Source organism: Acinetobacter sp. AOR43_HL, from assembly GCF_027854635.1.
In the GTDB taxonomy this organism is placed as follows: domain Bacteria; phylum Pseudomonadota; class Gammaproteobacteria; order Pseudomonadales; family Moraxellaceae; genus Acinetobacter; species Acinetobacter pittii.
Genome location: NZ_JAKTHX010000007.1, coordinates 302,707 through 323,380, shown reverse-complemented (window position 1 = coordinate 323,380; position 20,674 = coordinate 302,707). Strand labels below are relative to the sequence as shown.

At 38.2% G+C, this 20,674-nt stretch carries 21 protein-coding genes; 9 read left to right on the top strand and 12 right to left on the bottom strand.

The window, feature by feature from the left end; all coding sequences use genetic code 11:
• The first annotated feature begins 247 nt into the window (after positions 1–247).
• From MKL33_RS04010 to MKL33_RS03990, 5 genes are read left to right on the top strand one after another with little or no spacing between them, the layout of a single operon-like run.
• On the top strand, positions 248–2,437 hold the full coding sequence (locus MKL33_RS04010; protein WP_161282377.1) for a TonB-dependent siderophore receptor: 2,190 nt from the start codon (positions 248–250) through the stop codon (positions 2,435–2,437).
• A 54-nt stretch (positions 2,438–2,491) separates the two neighbouring features.
• Complete coding sequence (locus MKL33_RS04005) at positions 2,492–2,881, top strand: Fur family transcriptional regulator (protein ID WP_064785205.1); 390 nt, start codon at positions 2,492–2,494, stop codon at positions 2,879–2,881.
• A gap of 30 nt (positions 2,882–2,911) precedes the next feature.
• Positions 2,912–3,262: a hypothetical protein gene (locus tag MKL33_RS04000; RefSeq protein WP_064785204.1), complete on the top strand. Its 351-nt coding sequence runs from the start codon at positions 2,912–2,914 to the stop codon at positions 3,260–3,262.
• Positions 3,262–4,989 carry a PepSY-associated TM helix domain-containing protein gene (locus tag MKL33_RS03995; protein ID WP_032035541.1) on the top strand — a complete coding sequence of 576 codons (1,728 nt, stop codon included), beginning with the start codon at positions 3,262–3,264 and terminating at the stop codon, positions 4,987–4,989. The genes MKL33_RS04000 and MKL33_RS03995 overlap by 1 nt, the downstream gene beginning before the upstream one ends.
• Entirely contained in the window at positions 4,986–5,327 is a 342-nt protein-coding gene (locus tag MKL33_RS03990) for a DUF3325 domain-containing protein (protein ID WP_050688037.1), read from the top strand. The genes MKL33_RS03995 and MKL33_RS03990 overlap by 4 nt, the downstream gene beginning before the upstream one ends.
• Before the next feature lie 365 nt (positions 5,328–5,692).
• On the opposite strand, the gene MKL33_RS03985 is transcribed toward MKL33_RS03990, so the two are convergent.
• A complete protein-coding gene (locus MKL33_RS03985; RefSeq protein WP_002119763.1) occupies positions 5,693–6,700 on the bottom strand; it encodes a helix-turn-helix transcriptional regulator in 1,008 nt (335 codons plus the stop codon).
• 225 nt (positions 6,701–6,925) lie between these two features.
• Between MKL33_RS03985 and MKL33_RS03980 the strand changes: the two genes are divergently transcribed.
• From MKL33_RS03980 to MKL33_RS03965, 4 genes are read left to right on the top strand one after another with little or no spacing between them, the layout of a single operon-like run.
• Positions 6,926–8,476, top strand: a complete 1,551-nt coding sequence (locus MKL33_RS03980) for a circularly permuted type 2 ATP-grasp protein (protein WP_032005405.1) — start codon at positions 6,926–6,928, stop codon at positions 8,474–8,476.
• A gap of 22 nt (positions 8,477–8,498) precedes the next feature.
• On the top strand, positions 8,499–9,095 hold the full coding sequence (locus MKL33_RS03975) for an alpha-E domain-containing protein (protein WP_270906496.1): 597 nt from the start codon (positions 8,499–8,501) through the stop codon (positions 9,093–9,095).
• Between the two features lie 2 nt (positions 9,096–9,097).
• Complete coding sequence (locus tag MKL33_RS03970; RefSeq protein WP_161282374.1) at positions 9,098–9,877, top strand: transglutaminase family protein; 780 nt, start codon at positions 9,098–9,100, stop codon at positions 9,875–9,877.
• 16 nt (positions 9,878–9,893) lie between these two features.
• Entirely contained in the window at positions 9,894–10,628 is a 735-nt protein-coding gene (locus tag MKL33_RS03965) for a proteasome-type protease (protein WP_002119721.1), read from the top strand.
• A gap of 59 nt (positions 10,629–10,687) precedes the next feature.
• Here MKL33_RS03965 and alr read toward each other — a convergent pair whose 3' ends face one another.
• The 11 genes from alr to MKL33_RS03910 all read right to left on the bottom strand — a co-directional run bounded on the left by alr (position 10,688) and on the right by MKL33_RS03910 (position 20,656).
• Positions 10,688–11,758, bottom strand: coding sequence for an alanine racemase (alr, locus tag MKL33_RS03960; protein ID WP_270906495.1), 1,071 nt, complete (start codon positions 11,756–11,758; stop codon positions 10,688–10,690).
• 32 nt (positions 11,759–11,790) lie between these two features.
• A complete protein-coding gene (gene dnaB / locus MKL33_RS03955) occupies positions 11,791–13,236 on the bottom strand; it encodes a replicative DNA helicase (RefSeq protein WP_002119718.1) in 1,446 nt (481 codons plus the stop codon).
• Positions 13,237–13,434: 198 nt separating this feature from the next.
• Complete coding sequence (gene rplI, locus MKL33_RS03950) at positions 13,435–13,881, bottom strand: 50S ribosomal protein L9 (RefSeq protein ID WP_000382591.1); 447 nt, start codon at positions 13,879–13,881, stop codon at positions 13,435–13,437.
• Between the two features lie 8 nt (positions 13,882–13,889).
• Positions 13,890–14,117 carry a 30S ribosomal protein S18 gene (rpsR, locus tag MKL33_RS03945; RefSeq protein ID WP_000090661.1) on the bottom strand — a complete coding sequence of 76 codons (228 nt, stop codon included), beginning with the start codon at positions 14,115–14,117 and terminating at the stop codon, positions 13,890–13,892.
• Between the two features lie 11 nt (positions 14,118–14,128).
• Positions 14,129–14,512 carry a 30S ribosomal protein S6 gene (gene rpsF / locus MKL33_RS03940; RefSeq protein WP_002119610.1) on the bottom strand — a complete coding sequence of 128 codons (384 nt, stop codon included), beginning with the start codon at positions 14,510–14,512 and terminating at the stop codon, positions 14,129–14,131.
• Positions 14,513–14,693: 181 nt separating this feature from the next.
• The gene (gene cyoE / locus MKL33_RS03935) at positions 14,694–15,572 is read right to left on the bottom strand and encodes a heme o synthase (protein WP_161282372.1); all 879 of its coding nucleotides are present in this window, start codon (positions 15,570–15,572) and stop codon (positions 14,694–14,696) included.
• A 10-nt stretch (positions 15,573–15,582) separates the two neighbouring features.
• The gene (locus tag MKL33_RS03930) at positions 15,583–15,912 is read right to left on the bottom strand and encodes a cytochrome o ubiquinol oxidase subunit IV (RefSeq protein WP_000094534.1); all 330 of its coding nucleotides are present in this window, start codon (positions 15,910–15,912) and stop codon (positions 15,583–15,585) included.
• Complete coding sequence (gene cyoC / locus MKL33_RS03925; RefSeq protein WP_002119759.1) at positions 15,912–16,532, bottom strand: cytochrome o ubiquinol oxidase subunit III; 621 nt, start codon at positions 16,530–16,532, stop codon at positions 15,912–15,914. The genes MKL33_RS03930 and cyoC overlap by 1 nt, the downstream gene beginning before the upstream one ends.
• Positions 16,533–16,536: 4 nt before the next feature.
• The gene (gene cyoB, locus MKL33_RS03920) at positions 16,537–18,528 is read right to left on the bottom strand and encodes a cytochrome o ubiquinol oxidase subunit I (RefSeq protein ID WP_005068497.1); all 1,992 of its coding nucleotides are present in this window, start codon (positions 18,526–18,528) and stop codon (positions 16,537–16,539) included.
• A 3-nt stretch (positions 18,529–18,531) separates the two neighbouring features.
• The gene (cyoA, locus tag MKL33_RS03915) at positions 18,532–19,584 is read right to left on the bottom strand and encodes a ubiquinol oxidase subunit II (protein WP_270906494.1); all 1,053 of its coding nucleotides are present in this window, start codon (positions 19,582–19,584) and stop codon (positions 18,532–18,534) included.
• Between the two features lie 316 nt (positions 19,585–19,900).
• Positions 19,901–20,656: an RDD family protein gene (locus MKL33_RS03910; RefSeq protein WP_270906493.1), complete on the bottom strand. Its 756-nt coding sequence runs from the start codon at positions 20,654–20,656 to the stop codon at positions 19,901–19,903.
• Between the last annotated feature and the right edge of the window lie 18 nt (positions 20,657–20,674).

Sequence of the window (20,674 nt, the reverse complement as noted above, 5' to 3'; positions counted from 1 at the left end):
CTTTTTCTTATTTAAGAACAGGAATATTGATAAAAGAAGCGGGCTCATAAATCATTAAGCTTGCTATTTTTGTTTCGATTTTAAAAATATAATTTTTTATATCTTAAGCTATTGAATTTTAATAATTAAATAAAATAAATGAGAACGATTATCGATTTTATTTGTATTTATTTTTTTATTTGTTACTATGCGTTAACTCATTATTTGCAGTTGCAACTCATCATTAATCTCTGAGGGGAGGCATAGTATGTCCGCATTCAATATTCCACGTTCTGTTTTAGCTGCTTCAATTTTATTTAGTATGTGCTCCATAGCTGAGTCGGCAGAGGCAACGGACAAGGAAGTAGAAACGGAAACTGTCAAGTTGAATACCATTGTCGTAACTGCTGAAGAACAGGTGAAGCAATCTTTAGGTGTGTCGGTAGTCACCTCTGAAGATTTAGAAAAAACACCTGTTGTAAATGATATCTCTGAGATTTTACGTCGCATGCCAGGTGTTAATCTCACTGGAAACAGTTCTACAGGCCAACGCGGAAACAATCGTCAAATTGATATTCGTGGAATGGGGCCAGAAAACACACTCATTTTAATTGATGGTAAACCCGCGACTTCACGTAATTCAGTACGTTACGGTTGGCGTGGAGAGCGTGATACTCGTGGTGATTCTAATTGGGTACCTGCCGATGCGATTGAATCGATAGAAGTTTTACGTGGCCCTGCTGCTGCTCGTTATGGAAATGGGGCAATGGGTGGTGTGGTTAATATTATTACCAAAAAAGTCACCAATGAAACACATGGCTCAGTCGAGGTATATACCAATCAACCAGAAGACAGCAAAGAAGGTAGCAGTAGCCGCGTTAGTGCAACACTTAGTGGCCCAATCATTAAAGATGTTTTGTCCTATCGCGTATATGGAAATTTCAACAAAACTGATTCGGATGATCCCGATATTAATCCTGTAACTGAAAGCGGTACTCGAGCAGGGGCGCGTGAAGGAGTAGAAAACAAAGATATTAATGCACGTTTAGCGTGGCAGATGACGGATCAGCAAACCGTTTTATTAGATGTCGCATCAAGTCGCCAAGGTAATGAATATACAGGTGATACTCAAAATAGTAATGTTGATGCAACAGATCCTGAAGCGAATGCTTTATTAAATTCACTATTAGGTACTGAAACCAACACGATGTACCGTGATAGTTATGCATTAACGCATGAAGGGGATTGGACTTGGGGTAAAAGTAAATTTGTAGCTTCGTATGATCAAACGAAAAACAAGCGTTTGACAGAGGGGCTTGCGGGTGGACCGGAAGGGCGTATTAACAGTACTGATCGTTCAACTTCACTTCTGGAAACATTACGTTTTAATGCTGAAGCAAATATTCCTTTTGAAGTTTGGCGCCCACAAAATCTAACTGTTGGTGCTGAGTGGGTTGAAGACGATTTTACCGATTCGGCTAATACTACACAAACCGATGCATCAGGTATTATTAATTTACCAGCAGACCGTACAAAGATGAATTCGCGGATTGCTTCGGCATATGTTGAAGACAATTTACAGCTGACTGATAGTACCAATGCGGTATTGGCGGTACGTTTTGATGATCATAATAAATCTGGCAGTAACTGGAGCCCTAGCTTAAACCTTACTCAAAAGCTTGGTGAATATTTCACTTTAAAAGGTGGTATTGCAAAGGCATACAAAACTCCAAACTTATATCAAACAGCTGAAGGATATTTATTATTTACCCGAGGAAATGGTTGCCCTATATCTGTAGATAGCGGCAGTTGCTATTTATTAGGTAACCCTGATCTAAAACCTGAAACATCTATTAATAAAGAGTTGGGAATCCAGTTTGAGAAAGATATTGTCAATGCTAGCTTGGCATGGTTCCGTAACGATTATAAAGATAAGATTACCTCAGGTACATCCGTATTAGATTCTGTTGAAGTGGGGGGGTCAACATATCGACTTCTACAATGGACAAATATTCCTAAAGCGCTGGTACAAGGTCTTGAAGGAAGTATTGGTCTAGATTGGGGGAATATTCGTTGGACAAACAACTTTACTTGGATGAAAGACTCAATTAATAAAGAAACTGGGAATCCCTTATCGATTGTACCGAGCTACACTATTAATTCTATTCTTAACTATGACATTACCGATGCTTTGGATGTCAATTTCGTATATACCCAATATGGTCGTCAAAAGCCAATGCAATATGAAGAGACTCGTAATGCTTCGCTGAATCGAGAGACTATTAAAAGTTACAGTATTGCTGGTATTAATTTTGGTTATAAATTTAATCAAAATCTAAGCGGTCGTCTTGGTATTAGCAACTTGTTTGATGAGCAGAAGTTGCGCGATACGTCTATAAATCAAACTTATAATGAACCAGGGCGTGCTTATTATGCATCCTTGAAGTATTCATTCTAAACTTATAAAAGCTAGCTATATGTTCTAGCTAGCTTTTTCATATCAAATTGCAAAATGAATATTGCCTCTAAACTAAGATCAAATGGATTAACTGCTACACGTACACGTGTTGTAATTTTCCATTTGCTTATAGAAAATCCGCAAGGTTTAACTGCAGAAGATATGTATGTGCTGCTTGCTGGAAAAGAAAAGATCAGTATAGGTTCTATTTATCGTATTTTAGCCGATCTAGAAAATCATGGCTTAATCAAGCGAATATTCTACGGTAAAAACAAAAGTATTTATAAATCTGCAGATCAACGAGTAGGTATTAATATTTTTGATTCAAAAACAGGCTTATCTGTTTTATTTCATGATGAAAATATTAATAAGAAACTTGAAAAAATACTTGAAGATTTACCTCCGGATATTATAGGTCTAGAACTGACTTTATATAAGCAATAGTTTTAAATTAAAGTTATCTCGGTGTCTCATATGTTAACGACTGAACCATGCAATTTAATTGCAGAAGAAAGTTCGATTAAAAGAAAAGTAAAACATAAAGTAGTTCCTGCAAAATATAGATGGATGATTTTTTATCGATTTATCTTAGCTGGTATCGGTGGATATATTCTTTCGGCTTTAGCCTGTGTTGTATTGAGTTATTTATTCAAAGCTCATCCTGTAGATGCTGTTTTATCTGCAACAATGTTAGCCTTCATTATTTATGTTTCTGTATTTATATGGGTTTTTATAAATCATAGTACGCAAAGAGCAACATGGGGAGTTGTGATTCCATCAGTACTCTTATTTATATTTTATTGGGGATTGAAAGGAATAATATAATGCGTATTGATGGAAATACAGAAAGCCCACGTCAGTCAATGTCATGGTTACATACTTGGGCGAGTCTAATTCTAGGTTGGTTGCTATATGCAATTTTTGTAACGGGAACATTAAGCTTTTTTCAAAATGAAATTTCCATTTGGATGAAGCCTGAACTACATCAGTCCATAAATCGTAAAGATCAGTCTCAGCAATTACAATCAGCTATCGTTTATTTACAGCAAAATGCTCCAAATGCTTCTGCATGGAATATCAATTTGCCAAATGCACGGAGTACCACGACTGATATTACGATTCGTGGTGAAAACGAAGATCCAAGAGCACGTCGAGGTGGTGAGCGTGTCATATTGGATTCAGTCACTGGTGAAAAACTTCAGCCACGTGAAACTCGTGGAGGTAGTTTTCTTTACCGTTTTCATTTTGAGCTTTATGGCCTGCCTCGTAGCTGGGCACGTTGGATTGTAGGTATCGCGACAGTACTTATGTTTGTCGCGATTATCAGTGGTGTGATTACACATAAAAAAATTTTTAAGGATTTTTTTACATTTCGTTCAGGCAAAGGGCAGCGTTCTTGGTTGGATGGCCATAATGCAACAGCAGTACTAGCTTTGCCATTTCATATTATGATTACATTTAGTGGCTTACTATTATTGATGTATTCACTAATGCCTTACGGTGTTTCTGCTTTATTTCCAGAGGGAAGGCTGCATTTTTTACAAGCACAGCGCGCGCAGCTGAATGGAGAAACTATCCGATCTGTTGAATTCGCTTCTAGTTCACAAAAACTTGATAGCAGTAAACGCAATGGACATGGTGAAGGGGAAAAGGGTCGATTAAATAAAGAAAGAAGTCGTTTGGAGGTTAAAAATGTACCTCTTGCTGATTTAACAGCAATGTTAGCTCAAGCACAAAAATTATGGGGTGATAATACAGTTGCATCCTTCAATATCATTTCACCAAACCGTCAAAATAGTGAGGTAGAAATCCGTGCTACATATTCAGAAAGTATTTTAAATCGAGCGATTGTTCCAACACTAATTTTTAATGGTGTTACAGGTGAGTTAATCTCTCAGCCTCAACAGCTCAAAATTAGTTTTCCTATCGGTATTTATAATACTGTTACTGTATTGCATGAAGCCCGCGGCGTTGATTTGGTACTACGTTGGTTATTATTCTTTTCAGGAATTTTAGGAACAATGATGGTTGCATCAGGATTAATTCTCTGGTGTGTCAAACGTGCACCTCAGCAACAAAAGCAGGGCTATAAAAATTTTGGCTATCGTTTGGTTGAGGTTTTAAATATTGCATCAATTTCTGGTTTATTAATTGCGACAGCTGGTTATTTTTATGCAAACCGTTTAATTCCAGTTACCACTGAAAATCGTAGTTTTTTAGAAATTAAAATTTTCTTTATCGTATGGCTGTTAACTCTGCTACATGCAGCTTTACGCCCACATCGAAATGCTTGGTTAGAGCAACTTTTGTTCGGTGCTATTTTATTTTGTGTTATTCCTCTATTAAATGCTTTAACAGGTGGACGAGTAATCTGGAGCAGTATTGCAGAGGCTCAATGGGTGGTAGCAACTTTTGATTTGATGAGTTTGGCTCTTGGAATGATTTTGTTATTTATTTTTTATAAAGTAAAAAATCACAAAGTAGCTGGTATTCACAAAACTAAAAAAAATATAAACCTTGAAAGTGCTGCTATGCGAGGAGAAGGCCAATGATTGATTTTTTCCTTATTTATTTTTTGTGTCTGCTTGGTTTTTTACACATTTGTTTTTCTATGTCTCGTCATCAACAACAAGTGTTTCAAAAAGTTTTGCAAGAAAAATACAATATTTGGTATTTGATCACTGGTTATAGCATTTTAGTAATTGCATTGGCTCTTTCAGTTTATCAGTGGGGAAAGTCTATCGGTATATGTTATTGGATCGGCACACTGAGCTTTGCTGCTTTATTAATTCTTTGGTTATTAAGTTATTATCCTATTCATTTAAAGCTAGTGAATCAGTTTTCAAGAGTGATCATATTGGCTTTATTAGTGTTTAATCTTTTAGCGTAATTTTCTAGCCCAGTTGAGACTGGGCTTTTTTATTTTCTATTCAAAAAATATATGGAAACTTCCTAAGGAAGAAAAGAGATTTCGCTTCCTTTTTTTCTTATTTCACATATTTTAAGTCGCCAGTTATATTGAATTCACGTTCAAACAAGAGGGCTTTAATGATGACAATGAAATCAATTCGCTACAATGGATATGAAATGGCATGCCAATGCTCATGTTCAAAATAGCGCAAAAGAAAGAGTAGATCAGTTTTGGTGGGGGAAAACACATTGGTCTGAAAACAAGTAAAAATATAAGAACAATATAAAATTAAGAAAATTATAATTCAAAATCTAAAGAGAACCTTACGGTTCTCTTTTTTATATCTATTTATTCTCAGTTTCAATTTCTCGCACAGCATTATGTACTTGTACTGGTTCAATATGCAGTAATTTCTTACCAAAACTACGTAGCCACCATACTAGTTGAGATGTAAAAGGTACAGTCGCTGAAACTTCTACAATATTTTCTTCAAGCGGAGTAATTGTTTGGTCTTTACTTAACTGACTTTCATAAAAGGTTTTCGCAGTTTGCTCTGTCATAGTTAGGGTGAGCTGAATTGATTCAGTTGGCTGGTTGTAGTCCACTCTAAAGCCTAAAGCCCCTGAATCAATATAATGATCAATATCAAAATTAACTGGATGCAGTGCTCGGCTGTCTAGTACTTTTGCTGATTTAAAACGGTGCAGAGCAAATGTTTGCACTTCAGTTTTGTCATGTCTTGTGCAAATTAAATAAATGACTGCACCTTTTTGTACCAAAGCCAAAGGATTTAAAACATAAGTTCTATCTTCACCCTGATTGACCCGTGCCCGATAAACACATTCTATTTGCTTGTCTTGGAGCAAGCCTTCATAAATTGCTTGTTGAGCATTTCGATCGACAACAGGTGGAATAAGAGGTTGACTTGCCGGAACAATACGTACACGGTTAATCCACTGTCTCACATTATTTTGTGTAGAGAGGCTACGTTTGGCCAAATCGAACCATGGTCCCATCTCATCAAGCAGGCTCGGGGGAAGGAGGTGCTTAAGGTGCTCCTCAACCATCATAAAAGTTACCGCTTGAGAACTTGTCATGTGAGGTAAGCTTTGAATAGGTGCATCTGATTGCCACCGCCAGCCCTGAGGTACGGCTTTATTGCTCTCTATCGGAAAACGCTGAGCAATTTGATTTAAGTCACGCTGAATAGTCCTTAAACTAATATCAATACCTTCGCGCTCAAGCATTTCTTGCAATTCTCGAGTCCCGATCCATTTGCCGGTCGGTAGGCGAGACAAGATCTGCCATTGGCGATACAAACTATTCGAAGTTTCTTTTTCTATTACAGACATAAGCGTAATACATCTATATCCAATTGCTTTGGTGTCAACACAATAAAAAATCTTTACAGATTTAGCAAGTTTGTCAGATTCAGTTTATAGCCCATTGGGTAAACGATGATAAGATTTAGAAGAAAGTTATAACAATGATGCCGTACAAGTATTACAGATATATAAGTGGCACTGAAATTGCTTATTTAAAAATGAAATATAGATAAATGATAAGACGAGGTGGTTATGTCAGAACAAGAGCATGAATTACATCTAGATAATGATTTTTTTATACAAGAGCAGACAACAACAGCACTCATTAACCCAACCTCTTTTTTAGAACATATTTCTGTGCAAACTAATCTCTTTGAGCAACTTAAATCACAGTTCTTTAATGAGATGCTTGATGATGTAACATCAAATGGTGCAGCTTCTAAAAAAATTGAACAATGGTTGAGCATCCGTACTTTAGATGAGTTAAAGGAGTTAAATACCCAAGCAAAACAGCATTTTCTTTATCATGGGATTACTTTTAATGTTTATGGCGATAAAGAAGGAACGGAGCGCACTATTCCTTTTGATTTAATTCCAAGAGTAATCGAGAAAAAACAATGGGAAAAAATTGCCTCAGGCTGTGCACAGCGTGTTAAAGCATTAAATTATTTCCTAGATGATATTTATCATGGACAACATATTTTAAAAGAACAAATCATTCCCGAAGAACAAATTATGGGAAATGATGCTTTTCAACCCCATATGCTTAAACATTCTTTAAAAGGAAAAATTTATTCACAAATTAGCGGGATCGATATTATCCGTGATGGTGAAGGGGAGTTTTTTGTATTAGAAGACAATTTGAGAACACCTTCTGGGGTGTCTTATATGATTGAGAGCCGAAATATTAGCCAGAAATTAATGCCTGAGCTATGTACAGCTAATAATTTACAGGGGATTGAGCATTATCCAAAACTTTTAAAAGAAATATTGCAAGAAAATTCTTCTGCAGATCAACCTTTTATTGTGGTGCTAACACCAGGGCGTTTTAATAGTGCTTATTATGAGCACGCTTTTCTAGCACGTGAAATGGATGTGCCATTGGTTACAAATCGGGATTTATTTGTAGAAAATGATCAAGTATTTGTCAAAACTATTCGTGGGCGTCAAAAAGTAGACGTAATTTACCGCCGTTTAGATGATGACTTTCTAGATCCTTTAGCATTTCGACCAGACAGTGCTTTAGGCGTAGCAGGTCTTATGTCTGCTTATTTACAAAAAAATGTCGTGATTGCAAATGCACCTGGAACGGGTGTGGCTGATGATAAATCTATCTATCCTTATGTAGATCAAATGATTCAATATTATTTAGATGAAACACCAATTCTAAAAAATGTACCCACTTATCAGTGCCGTAAAGAAGAACACTTAGACTATGTACTCTCTAATCTTGATCAATTAGTCGTTAAGGAAGCACAAGGTTCGGGCGGATATGGCATGTTGATTGGACCTAAAGCAAGCTCATGCGAAATTGATGACTTTAGAAAAAAATTGATTGCGATGCCTCATATGTATATTGCACAACCTACCTTAGCTTTATCTGTCGCTCCAACTTTAACAACAGGCGGAGTAGCGGAACGTCATATTGATTTGCGTCCATTTGTGTTGAGCTCACCTTATCGTACAGAGATTGTACCTGGTGGTTTAACACGCGTAGCTATGCAAGCTGGCTCTTTGGTCGTAAATTCATCTCAAGGTGGCGGTATAAAAGATACATGGGTTGTTGAAACATTACATTCCTGATTGTGGGTTAAAGAGGAACTTTATGGTTTTACTCAATTCGAGTGCGCATCAAATATATTGGTTGGGTCGATATTTGATGCGAGTTAAATTTGCAGCCTCTCATTTACCCTTTACAGAAGATGAGAAAGCAACAAGATTTGCAGCAGCATTTGGTTTGGTCATAGAAAATGCTGAATTACTAAATCACTATATGTTAGACAAGAAGCAAACATTTTCATTACTGAACCAGCTAATTATTGCTAAAGATAATATTCAGGAACTAAGAGGTATTTTGTCATCACATGCTTATGCAGAATTAAATAATGTGATTAATACGCTTCAAGCTCAACCTGATGCATTGAGTAAAGCAGTCGAACAATGCACACGAATACTAGAAGCGGAACATGAAGATGTTCGTTTATTTTTGCATTTAGGCCAAAAAATAGAGCAATTTGATATAGAACTGCGTTTTGGAGAAGATTTATCTGTTCTCATATCAGAGCTAAATACTGTGGTGCAACAGCTTGCTAATTTGAATTGGGAAAATATAAATGAAAATTGGCAAGCACTAAAGCAGCAACTTACGTGGGACGCTTATTATACTTTTACACAGCAGTTGGAAAATATGTTTGAGGGCTGATTATGAAATTGATGGTTAATCATCAAACGCATTATAGCTATACTGAAACTGCTCGGAACAGCATTCAGTATATTAAAATGATGCCTCAAACATCGCCTCACCAACATGTTATGAATTGGGCAATTAGTGTGCCGGGTGATAAAACAATAAAGAGAGATATATTTAACAATGTATGGATGACAGCTAGTCAGCGTTATCCATACCAGCATCTTACATTTATGGCCCAAGGAATTGTTGAGCTTCAAAATGTAGAATTAGGTTGTATAAATCTCTCTACACCTACAAATTTGTTTTTGCAGATGACAGGTGCAACTCGATGTGATTCGGAAATGTTGGACTTTGCCAAACATATTGTAGTGGTCAAGGATCGACAGCATATTGCGTTATTAAGCGAATATATCTTGCAAAAAATACTTTATCAGCCTGAAAGTACTTCGGTTCAGACAACTGCGATTGAAGCATTTCATGCGGGTCAAGGTGTATGCCAAGATCATGCTCACATTTTAATTGCGATGTGTCGTGCGCTACAATTACCTGCACGTTATGTCTCTGGTTATCTATTTGATCAAAACTATCCGCACCTGGCCAGTCACGCTTGGGCGGAGGTATTTTTAGAAAATCAGTGGTATTGTTTTGATGTAAGCAATCAGTTGTTTACACCCAAACATCACATCTACCTTGCAGTAGGACGTGACTATCTCGATGTGGCACCTATTCGTGGCGTAAGAGAGCAAGGTGGAGTTGAGAACATGATGTCTGTGGTTCAAGTGTTGGCATGTTGAATGTAAAGAGAATGAAATGACCTATTGTTGTGCGTTAAGATTGGAACAAGGTTTGGTGTTTATTAGTGACACAAGAACCAATGCAGGAGTTGACCATATTTCTGTGTTCCGAAAACTGCATACTTTCGGCGTTACCGGAGAACGTTTTATTGCCTTGCAAACTGCAGGTAACTTAGCAACAACGCAAGCTGTTATTGGTCATTTACAAAATGCCCTGACTTTGCAGCAAGAGCCTAATCTATATAGTGTTAATACGATGTTTGAGGCGGCTGAACTAATTGGTAAAACCTTAAAAACTGTTTTAGAGGATATTAGTTCGGATACCCAAGAACAAATGAATTATGCCTGTAGTATTTTGGTGGGTGGGCAGATTAAGGGGGGTGACATGCAACTTTATAATGTCTATCCACAAGGCAATTTCATTTGCGCAACTACAGATACACCTTATTTTCAAATAGGTGAGAGTAAATATGGGAAGCCTATTCTGGATCGAGCTTTATATTATGCAATGCCACTAGACGATGCATTACGTTGTAGCCTGATTTCTTTTGATTCGACTTTGCGTTCAAATGTTTCTGTTGGCTTACCACTTGATGCATTGGTTTACATTAAAGATAGCTTTGTTATCCCCATGGGAAAACGAATAACCGAAGATGATCCTTATTTCTCACAGATTAGTAAACAATGGTCAGATACTCTTCGTCGGGGATTACAGGAAATGCCAAAGCCTACAGATGATTACTGGCGATAAATTTTGAATGTTTAAATAAAAAAATCCAAGCATACTTGGATTTTTTTATATTTTATTATTTAAGTGCTTTTACGAGTGGGGCGATTACTTAAGCGACAGAGTAATTCATATCCTATCGTTCCGTTTGCACCCGCAACATCATCAACTAAGCGATGTGGACCCCAGAGTTCAACTGGAGTGCCTAATTTTACTTTCATGCCTGTCACGTCGATTGCAATCATATCCATACTCACTCGCCCTACAACCGCACAGGGTTGTTTATCAATAGCGACATAGTTTTGTTTAATATAAGCTCGTGGATAACCATCACCGTAACCTATAGAAACAATCGCGATATCCATTGCTTGCGTAGCGCAGAAAGTTGATCCATAACCGACATGTTCATTAGTTTGAATATGATTGAGAGCAATCACTTCTGCTGAAAAAGTCATCACTGGTTTTAAGTCAAGATCATGGACTGTTTGATCTGCAAAAGGCGAGGCGCCGTAAAGCATGATACCCGGACGAACATAATCAAAATGTAACTCTGGCCATTTATAAATAGCAGCAGAATTACAGCAAGAAGCTAACACTGGATCACAAGCTTGTTTAACTTGTAGAAATTGTTGTTTTTGTTGCTCGTTAAGTGGATGGTCTACATCTGCATTTGCGAAATGCATCGCAAGTACACAAGTAAATCCTTCAGATTTTAAAGTCTTAATAACTTCAATAATTTCTCGATTTTTAAAACCTAACCGGTTCATCCCACTATTAAGTTTAACCCAGACTTTTAAGCCTTGGCTGATGTATGCTTGTTTGTGTTTAATCAACCATACAAACTGTTGTTGATGGTGAATGACACATTCAAATTTTTGTTCAATCGCAATTGGCATTTCATCTTCAGAAAATACCCCTTCAATTAAAGTGACAGGTTGTTGAAATCCTAATTCACGAATTTCCAAACCTTCTTGTAGGCAGGCGACACCAAAGGCATCTGATGCATTTAAGGCTGCTAAACAGTCTTTGATTCCATGTCCATAAGCATTGGCTTTTACCATACTTACAATTTTTGAATTTGTTGCGAGTTGTTTGACACGGTTTAAGTTATATTGAAGTGCATTGCGGTCAATATAAACTGTTGCTTGGCGCACCCTCATTTACTCCTTTGGGCTAGAGATAGAGCTTATTCTTCATCATCATATTGGCTGTAATACTCAGGAGAGAGATTACTAAATCGAGTATATTGACCTTCAAAAGCAAGACGAACTGAACCAATTGGACCGTTACGCTGCTTACCAATAATAATTTCTGCAGTGCCGGCCTCTTTTGACTCTTTGTTATAAACCTCATCACGGTAAATAAACATAATTAAGTCGGCATCCTGCTCGATCGCACCGGATTCACGTAAGTCGGACATTACAGGGCGTTTATTTGGACGGTTTTCCAGACTTCGGTTAAGCTGAGAAAGTGCAATAACAGGACATTGCATCTCTTTCGCCAATGCTTTTAAGCTACGAGAAATTTCTGAGATCTCGCCTACACGGTTATCACCCATGCCCGGGACTTTCATGAGCTGCAAGTAATCGACCATGATGCAACCGATTTTACCATCATGCATTTTTGCAACACGACGAGCACGGGCACGAAGTTCAGTTGGAGGTAGGGCTGATGAGTCATCAATATACAAATGCATTTGTTGAAGCTGCAAAATTGTACCAGTCACCTTGGTCCATTCATCTGCATCGAGGTTACCAGAGCGTAAATGTCCTTGATGAACTTTACCCATTGCGGAAATAAGACGCATTGCAATCGAGTCTGCTGGCATCTCCATCGAAAAGACCAGAGCAGGTAACTTGTTATATTGCAAAACACTCTCAACCAAATTCATGGCAAAAGTAGTTTTCCCCATCGATGGACGTGCAGCAACAATAATTAAGTCACCAGGTTGCATACCAGATGTTTTATTATCAAGTTCTAAGAAGCCAGTCGTTAAACCTGTAATATTGCCATCTAATTTTGAAAGCTCATCAAGCTTACTAATTACGTCGGCGGTAACAGAACTAATAGATTTAGGACCAGCATCTTTTTTATTGTTATTGTGCTGTTCTGCTAATGAGAAAATACTTGTTTCAGCTAAGTCTAAAATTTCACTAACACCGCGGCCTTTCGTGTCATAAGCATTTTGCAAAATTTCAGTACTAACTTTAATCATGCTACGAAGCGTAGAAAATTCTTTAATTTTAGTGGCATAAGTTTCTAAGTTATAGAAACTTGAAGGTGAGTCAGCCATGAGCTGCATTAAATATTCTTCGCCACCGATAGCATCAAGTAAATTTTGTTTTAAGAGCCAGTCACTTACTAAGACAGCATCATAGGGTGAGTTTTCTTGTGCTAATTTCTCGATTGCACGAAAGATATATTTATGGCGAGTCGCGTAAAAATCATTTTCTTTGAGTACATCGTTAACTTGTTCGAAAGATTCGGCAACTGTCATCAGGGCAGCTAGCACAGCTTGTTCAATAGCTAAATTGTGTGGGGGAGTGCGAAACTCTTTAAGTTGGCCTGATTCACTCGTTTTATTTTCTGTTGGAGATGAAAGCGCTAAAGAAGTGGCATTCGCCTGAGACATAATTAGACCTGATGATAAAGAAAGGTGTACACAAAGAGGCTGTAAAGCCGAGAACTATCTTAAAACAAAATTAAATAAACTACCTAATTAAAAAACCAATTAAACTGAAGAACTGATCAGGAATTAATATATCTTATTTTAAAATTTGAAACATAAAAAAAGAGCATGCAAAAGCATGCTCTTTTTTTTGATGAGAAATTACTCAGATACGATAGTAACGAGAACTTCTGCAACAACATCATGGTGCAATTGGATTGCGATGTTGAATTCACCAGTGTGACGAAGCGCGCCATTTGGTAAACGAACTTCTGCACGGTCAACTGTAAGACCAGCATTCGTTAATGCGTCAGCGATGTCACGAGTACCAATAGAACCGAAGAGTTTACCTTCGTCACCAGCTTTAGCAGTGATAACGATGTTAACTTCATTCAATTGTTCAGCACGTGCTTGAGCAGCAGCTAAAACTTCAGCTTCTTGCTTCTCAAGTTCAGCACGACGAGCTTCAAAAGCAGCAGTGTTAGCTTCAGTAGCTGCAACTGCTTTACCTTGAGGGATAAGGAAGTTACGGCCGTAACCAGCTTTAACTGATACTTTATCGCCTAATTTACCAAGGTTCTTAATGCGTTGTAATAAGATAACGTCCACAGATCACCTCACTTATGGTTGTCAGTGTACGGAATCAAAGACAAATAGCGAGCTTGTTTGATAGCAAGTGCTAATTGACGTTGATAACGAGCTTTAGTACCAGTGATACGGCTAGGAACAATCTTGCCGTTTTCAGTGATGTACTGTTTTAAAGTGTCGATATCTTTGTAGTCGATGTACGCAACATTCTCAGCTGTAAAGCGGCAGAACTTGCGACGACGGTAAAAACGTGCCATTGATGTTCTCCTTATTCAGCTTCTTGAGCAACTTGCTGTGCTTCTTCGCGTTGAGCTTTACGCGCACGCTTTTCTTCAGCACTCTTAGCAAGCAATGACTCTTCAGTGATTGCGTGTTCACGACGGATGATAAGGTTACGAATGATCGCGTCGTTATAACGGAATAATTCTTCTAACTCATCAAGCGTAGTTTGACCACATTCAACATTCATAAGAATGTAGTGCGCTTTGTGAATTTTGTTAATTGGGTAAGCCAATTGACGACGGCCCCAATCTTCTAAACGGTGAATTTGACCTTCAGCTTCTTTGATCTGAGAGATATAGCGTTCAACCATACCTACAACTTGATCGCTTTGGTCTGGGTGTACCAAAAGTACGATTTCGTAATGACGCATTGTCAGCTCCTTACGGTTTAAACAGCCCCTAATAAAAAAATTAGAAGCAAGGAGTCATAACTTAATAAGTTATGTCGCAAAATTTGCGAAGGCTGAATTATAGGTAAAAGTTCGACTAAAAACAAATCTTTTGATCAGAAAAGTAAAACTTCTTTACTATAAAGAGGAAATCCTCTCTTGTTTAAAAGAGAGGAAGATTTGGAGCAGGGGATTGATAGGTAAAGCTAAAGCTCAAACTTAACAGGGTAATTAATATGACCGAGTACAGGAAAAAACGTTTAGCCCACAATTGATCATTTTCGGCTTTAAATCCAATAACTGATAAATATAACCAATATGCAGTCAAAGCATTAAAAGTAATTAAAAAAAATACATTGGTATAGCCAAAACAATATAACCCATTCAAAATAGCTGCAAATAATAGGATATAGATTACACATTCAATTTTCGTACGATAAATAGAACGTGCTACAGGTAAAATTGGAATTCCCGCATTTTTGTAATCATCAAAACGATAAATTGCAATTGCCCAAGAGTGAGGCATTTGCCATAAAGCGTATGCTAAAAACAAAAGCAGGGCTGCCACATCAAATTGATGAGTTACTGCTGCATAACCAATAACAGGAGGGCTCGCTCCGGAGATGCTACCAATGACGGTTTGATGGATTGAGGTGCGTTTGGTCCACAAGCTATAAAAACCGACATAGACAATAAAACCAATCATTGCAAACAAAAATGCATAACCATTTACACCAAACCATAAAATGCTAAAACCAATTACTCCAAGCACTAATGCATATATCAGCGCAACAGTAGGAGAGATTGTTTTTTTAACAAGAGCACGATTTTGAGTGCGCTGCATCTTTGTATCAATATCTTGATCTATAACATTATTAACCACACAACCAGAAGCCACAACTAAAGTTGTTCCAAGTAGGGTGAGGAGTAATAATAAGATGTCTATAGAGCCTTGGGCGGCTAAGAAAAAGCCGCCCAAGGTGGTAATGAAATTACCGAAGAGAATTCCTGGTTTAGTCAGGAATAAATATTTTCTCAACATGACAATCAGTTTAGATCATCATATTGTAGTGAAGGTAATTCATAATCCACACAGAACCGATTAAAAGTACGGCGATACATAGGATTGTGTAGATGAATGCAATCATATTCCAACGTTGTTCAGATGATGTATTCATGTGTAAGAAGTACACAAGTTGTACAAGAACCTGAGCAACCGCAGTGATTGCAATCACTGTAACTAAAAGACCACGACTGAAACCACCCGCCATCACCATCCCGAAAGGGATGATAGTGAGGATAACAGAAAGGATAAATCCAACAGTGTATTGCTTAAAGTTACCGTGTGACGCACCAGCAGCATTATGCTCATGACTACTCATTAGAGGACTCCCAGTAAGTAAACGACGCTGAATACACAGATCCAAACGATGTCAAGGAAGTGCCAGAACAAGCTTAAGCAAGCAAGACGACGTGTATTCGGTAAAGTCAAACCTTTAGTTTTGATTTGATACATTAATACAAGCATCCACACTAAACCAGAAGTTACGTGGATACCGTGTGTACCAACCAAAGTAAAGAACGATGATAAGAATGCACTGTGAGTTGGACCGTGGCCTTCATGTACAAGGTGATGGAATTCATAGACTTCCATTCCAATGAACGATGCACCAAAAAGGAATGTAATAAATAACCAAGTGATAACTTGATTTACATTCTTTTTATAAGATGCAAGTACAGCAAAACCAAAGGTTACCGATGAAATCAATAAGGCAAATGTTTCAGTTAACACGAAGCCTAATGAGTCATGGAATAGGTCATATGCGCTTGGAGTGCCTGCTGGAACATGACTGCTTAATACAGCGAACGCAATGAAGAGTGATCCGAAAAGAATCAAGTCACTCATCAAGTATGTCCAGAAACCAAAAACCGTTAAGTCGGTATCATCATGTTCATGATGACCGTCATGGCCGTGGTTGTCGTGATGAAGTACTTCAGCCATTTCCTTAGTCCTTCTTCAAGTGTTTTTCAAGTAAAGCATAGCGTTCGTTTTCAATACGCTCAACTTCAGCAGCAGGAACGTAGTAGTCAACATTCTTAGTGAATGAGCTTACGATCAAGCTAACAACAGCTGCAACGAATGAAACAACAACGAGCCACCAAATATGCCAGATGAGTGCAAAGCCAAGAAGAGTAATGAACATTGCAATGACAAAACCAGCAGCACGATCAGTCGGCATGTGGATGTCTTCATATTTAGTGTTACGTGCGTATGCTACACCATTTTCTTTGTCAGTCCAGAAACGGTCGATACCGCTTGCATCTGGTTCATGCGCAAAGTTATAGAACGGAGCAGGGGAAGAGGTCGCCCATTCAAGCGTACGAGCATCCCATGGATCGCCAGTAAGGTCCATGTTGTCTTTACGTTGTAAGAAACCAACGATGATTTGCATTAAGAAACATGCAATACCAATCGCAACAAGAACAGCACCAAATAATGCAATCGCAAGGTACGGATCCCATTCAGGGTTGTCATATGTATTCAAACGACGAGTCATACCCATGAAACCAAGGATATAAAGTGGCATGAATGCAAAATAGAAACCGAAGAACCAGAACCAGAACGCAGCTTTACCCCATGCTTCGTTGAGCTTCCAACCAAACATTTTTGGCCAGTAGTAAATGATGCCGGCAAACATACCAAACACCACACCACCAATAATTACGTTATGGAAGTGAGCGATCAAGAATAATGAGTTGTGTACCAAGAAGTCCGCAGGTGGAACAGCCATAAGTACACCAGTTAAACCACCGATACCGAATGTTACAAGGAAGCCAAGCGTCCATAACATTGGAGTAGTAAAGGTGATGCGACCTTTATACATGGTGAATAACCAAGAGAAGATTTTCACACCAGTAGGAATCGCAATAACCATGGTCATGATACCGAAGAACGCGTTAACGTTCGCACCAGCACCCATGGTGAAGAAGTGGTGAAGCCATACAACAAACGCAAGAACAGTAATCGCGATAGTTGCATACACCATAGACTTGTAACCGAACAACGCTTTACGAGAGAAGGTTGCAACGATTTCTGAGTATAGACCAAATGCTGGTAATACCAAGATATATACTTCAGGGTGACCCCATGTCCAGATCAAGTTCACATAAAGCATTGGGCTACCGCCAAGCTCATTTGTGAAGAAATGGAAGCCGAAGTAACGGTCAAGAGTAAGCATTGCAAGAGTACCTGTTAATACAGGGAATGATGCAATGATTAATACAGCCGTACAAAGTGAAGTCCACGTGAAAATAGGCATGTCCATTAATTTCATGCCCGGTGCACGCATTTTGATGATGGTAACGAAGAAGTTAACACCAGATAAAAGCGTACCTAGACCAGAAACCTGAAGTGCCCAGATATAGTAGTCAACACCTACACCAGGAGAATATTGAATGCCAGATAGAGGAGGGTAAGCCATCCAACCAGTCGCAGCAAATTCACCTAGCACAAGTGAAAGCATCATCAAACCAGCAGCACCAGCGAATAACCAGAAGCTTAAAGAGTTCAATAATGGGAAAGCAACGTCGCGAGCACCAATCTGTAAAGGTACAGAGATGTTCATCATACCTACAACGAGACCCATTGCTACGAAGAAGATCATGATTACACCGTGTGCGGTGAAGATCTGGTCATAGTGGTCAGGATGTAGATAACCTTCGCCGCCGCCTTTAGCGAGGAAAAGTTGTAAACGCATCATGATCGCATCGGCGAAACCACGCAGAAGCATGACAACAGATACGATGATATACATGATACCAATCTTTTTATGGTCTACCGTAATAAACCACTCATTCCACAAATATCCCCATTTTTTGAAATAGGTGATACCGCCAAGCACTGCAATTGCACCAATTGCCATAAGGACCATGGTGACAAGTACGATTGGCTCTGTCGGGATAGAGTCCCAACCCAGTTTACCAAAAATCATATCCATGTCTTATTCCCCTTGAGCAGCGTGTTCAGCTGCAGCATGAGTGTCAGCTGTTGCGTTTTCAGCAGAGTGGTCAACACCATGATAGTTACTCATATAGTGGTTGATAATTGTTTCAAACAATTTAGGCTCAACAGTAGAGTAATAAGTCACAGGGTGTGGCTTAGTCGGGAACGGTTTCATAGCTTCAGCTTCAGCAACTGCTTTTTCATCACCAGCAGCTTTAGCACGATTTACTAAATGCTCGATCTGATGCTTAGAACGGTTACCATCACGTAAGGTTGCCAATTCAGCTTGGTCAAGCGTAGTTTTTTGAACTGCTTCTGGGTTAATGGTTGAACCATTACCTGCTTTAACCGCTGCTACCCATTCGTTGAATTGTTGCTCTGTAACACTATGCGCCTTGAAACGCATTTGAGAGAAACCGTAACCTGAGTAGTTAGAAGAGAAACCACGATATACACCAGTTTCATTTGCTAACAAATGAAGGTGAGTTTGCATACCTGCCATTGCATAAATCTGGCCGCCTAACTGTGGAATGAAGAATGAGTTCATTGTAAAGTTAGAAGTGATTTTAAAGCTTAACGGAGTTTTTTCAGGGAAACGTACTTCGTTAACTGTTGCAATGTTTTGTTCAGGATAAATAAAGATCCACTTAAACTGTTCAGCAATAACTTGAATAGTTAAAGGTGCTTTATCTGATTCTAAAGGACGGTATGGGTCATACTTGTGGGAACCCCACCAAGTTAACCAAGCTAAAATACCAATAATAATGACAGGGATACCCCATACTACAACTTCAATTGCAGTTGAGTGTGCCCATGTAGGTTTATAGTCTGCATCTTTATTTGACGCGCGATATTTCCAACCAAACCATAATGCCATGATGATTGAAGGAATCACCACAAGTAACATTAAATAGATCGCAGTCATCATAAGGTCACTTTGACCTTGACCAACTGGACCTTTAGAGTTTAGAAGTACCATATCACCACCACACCCAGTCAAAAGTGCAGCAAGCGTTGATAAAGACAATACAGCTAAAATCGTTTGTCTCATTTTACAACCTCGGTGAAGAGTCCCATTCCCTAATTAAATATGGGATAGCGATTAAAGTGTCGCATGATTGAGAACGCTAATCCTTAAATTTAGACTTCTCAATTATATGACACCGCTACGTTGTAGGGCATTATGCCTCATATCGACAAACTAAGCTATACATAAAGTAGGCTGAAATAATTGTTTTAAAACCCGATTTTTTTTGTAGGGTATCTAATTTCAATAGAGCTTTTATTTAAATATCAACTCACTATAGAAAAAAGGAGGCAGGGTGCCTCCTCTTTTTTTAGACATTAAATGAATGAGTCATTCACTATCATTTGATCACTTTTGTTCTTGCAATTTTGTCATGTAAAGCTTGTCGCTTTTGTCCTAATGCAAAAGCATAGTCAATAATTGTACTGATCGGCATAAACAGTAAGTTTAATATGATAAAAACAATACTTCTTAATAAGAAGATGCGAGTTAAATTAACCTTGCTATTGTCCTCAGCATCTACAATTTTAATTCCAACGATTTTCTTACCTATACTCTGACCAAACTTTGTTAAAAGAACGGCTTGAATTGCAAGCATAATTACGACGTAAAGAAGCATTGAATGCCAAGCTTCTATTGGAATTAAAGTAAAAAGTTGTTGTTGCAATTCTGCAGCTTTAGTCGATGCGACTTCGGCAGATTGCATCTGTTTTTGCAGCTCGAATAATTGCTTATATTGAGCTTCATTAAAGAAAAAAGAAGGAATTGCAGCGATTGGTAACCAAAGCAATAAATCAATAATTTTTGCTAAAGCCCGAGCCGGAATAGACGCAAGTTCATGAACTTTAGGTTCTACACGAATTTGACGAATAGTTTCATTAGTTGATGTATTCGTGTTTATTGTAGGTACAGAATAACCGATAGGTTGATATACAAGTTTACCTTGGGTTAATTCTCCTAAAGCTTTCCATTCTGTCATGCCTTTATGCCAAGCTAAATCAGTTAACAAAATTTGTTGGCTAGCCAACATTTGATTTACTTGTTCTAAAGTATAAGGCCCAGCTTGTTGATTATTACGTGCCAAGTAAATTTGCATAAATAAAAATTCTCTATT

Coding starts and splice junctions, on each gene's coding strand:
- MKL33_RS04010 (WP_161282377.1), top strand. CDS start 248: ATGTCCGCATTCAATATTCCACGTTCTGTTTTAGCTGCTTCAATTTTA.
- MKL33_RS04005 (WP_064785205.1), top strand. CDS start 2,492: ATGAATATTGCCTCTAAACTAAGATCAAATGGATTAACTGCTACACGT.
- MKL33_RS04000 (WP_064785204.1), top strand. CDS start 2,912: ATGTTAACGACTGAACCATGCAATTTAATTGCAGAAGAAAGTTCGATT.
- MKL33_RS03995 (WP_032035541.1), top strand. CDS start 3,262: ATGCGTATTGATGGAAATACAGAAAGCCCACGTCAGTCAATGTCATGG.
- MKL33_RS03990 (WP_050688037.1), top strand. CDS start 4,986: ATGATTGATTTTTTCCTTATTTATTTTTTGTGTCTGCTTGGTTTTTTA.
- MKL33_RS03985 (WP_002119763.1), bottom strand. CDS start 6,700: ATGTCTGTAATAGAAAAAGAAACTTCGAATAGTTTGTATCGCCAATGG.
- MKL33_RS03980 (WP_032005405.1), top strand. CDS start 6,926: ATGTCAGAACAAGAGCATGAATTACATCTAGATAATGATTTTTTTATA.
- MKL33_RS03975 (WP_270906496.1), top strand. CDS start 8,499: ATGGTTTTACTCAATTCGAGTGCGCATCAAATATATTGGTTGGGTCGA.
- MKL33_RS03970 (WP_161282374.1), top strand. CDS start 9,098: ATGAAATTGATGGTTAATCATCAAACGCATTATAGCTATACTGAAACT.
- MKL33_RS03965 (WP_002119721.1), top strand. CDS start 9,894: ATGACCTATTGTTGTGCGTTAAGATTGGAACAAGGTTTGGTGTTTATT.
- dnaB (WP_002119718.1), bottom strand. CDS start 13,236: ATGTCTCAGGCGAATGCCACTTCTTTAGCGCTTTCATCTCCAACAGAA.
- rpsR (WP_000090661.1), bottom strand. CDS start 14,117: ATGGCACGTTTTTACCGTCGTCGCAAGTTCTGCCGCTTTACAGCTGAG.
- rpsF (WP_002119610.1), bottom strand. CDS start 14,512: ATGCGTCATTACGAAATCGTACTTTTGGTACACCCAGACCAAAGCGAT.
- cyoE (WP_161282372.1), bottom strand. CDS start 15,572: ATGTTGAGAAAATATTTATTCCTGACTAAACCAGGAATTCTCTTCGGT.
- MKL33_RS03930 (WP_000094534.1), bottom strand. CDS start 15,912: ATGAGTAGTCATGAGCATAATGCTGCTGGTGCGTCACACGGTAACTTT.
- cyoC (WP_002119759.1), bottom strand. CDS start 16,532: ATGGCTGAAGTACTTCATCACGACAACCACGGCCATGACGGTCATCAT.
- cyoB (WP_005068497.1), bottom strand. CDS start 18,528: ATGGATATGATTTTTGGTAAACTGGGTTGGGACTCTATCCCGACAGAG.
- cyoA (WP_270906494.1), bottom strand. CDS start 19,584: ATGAGACAAACGATTTTAGCTGTATTGTCTTTATCAACGCTTGCTGCA.
- MKL33_RS03910 (WP_270906493.1), bottom strand. CDS start 20,656: ATGCAAATTTACTTGGCACGTAATAATCAACAAGCTGGGCCTTATACT.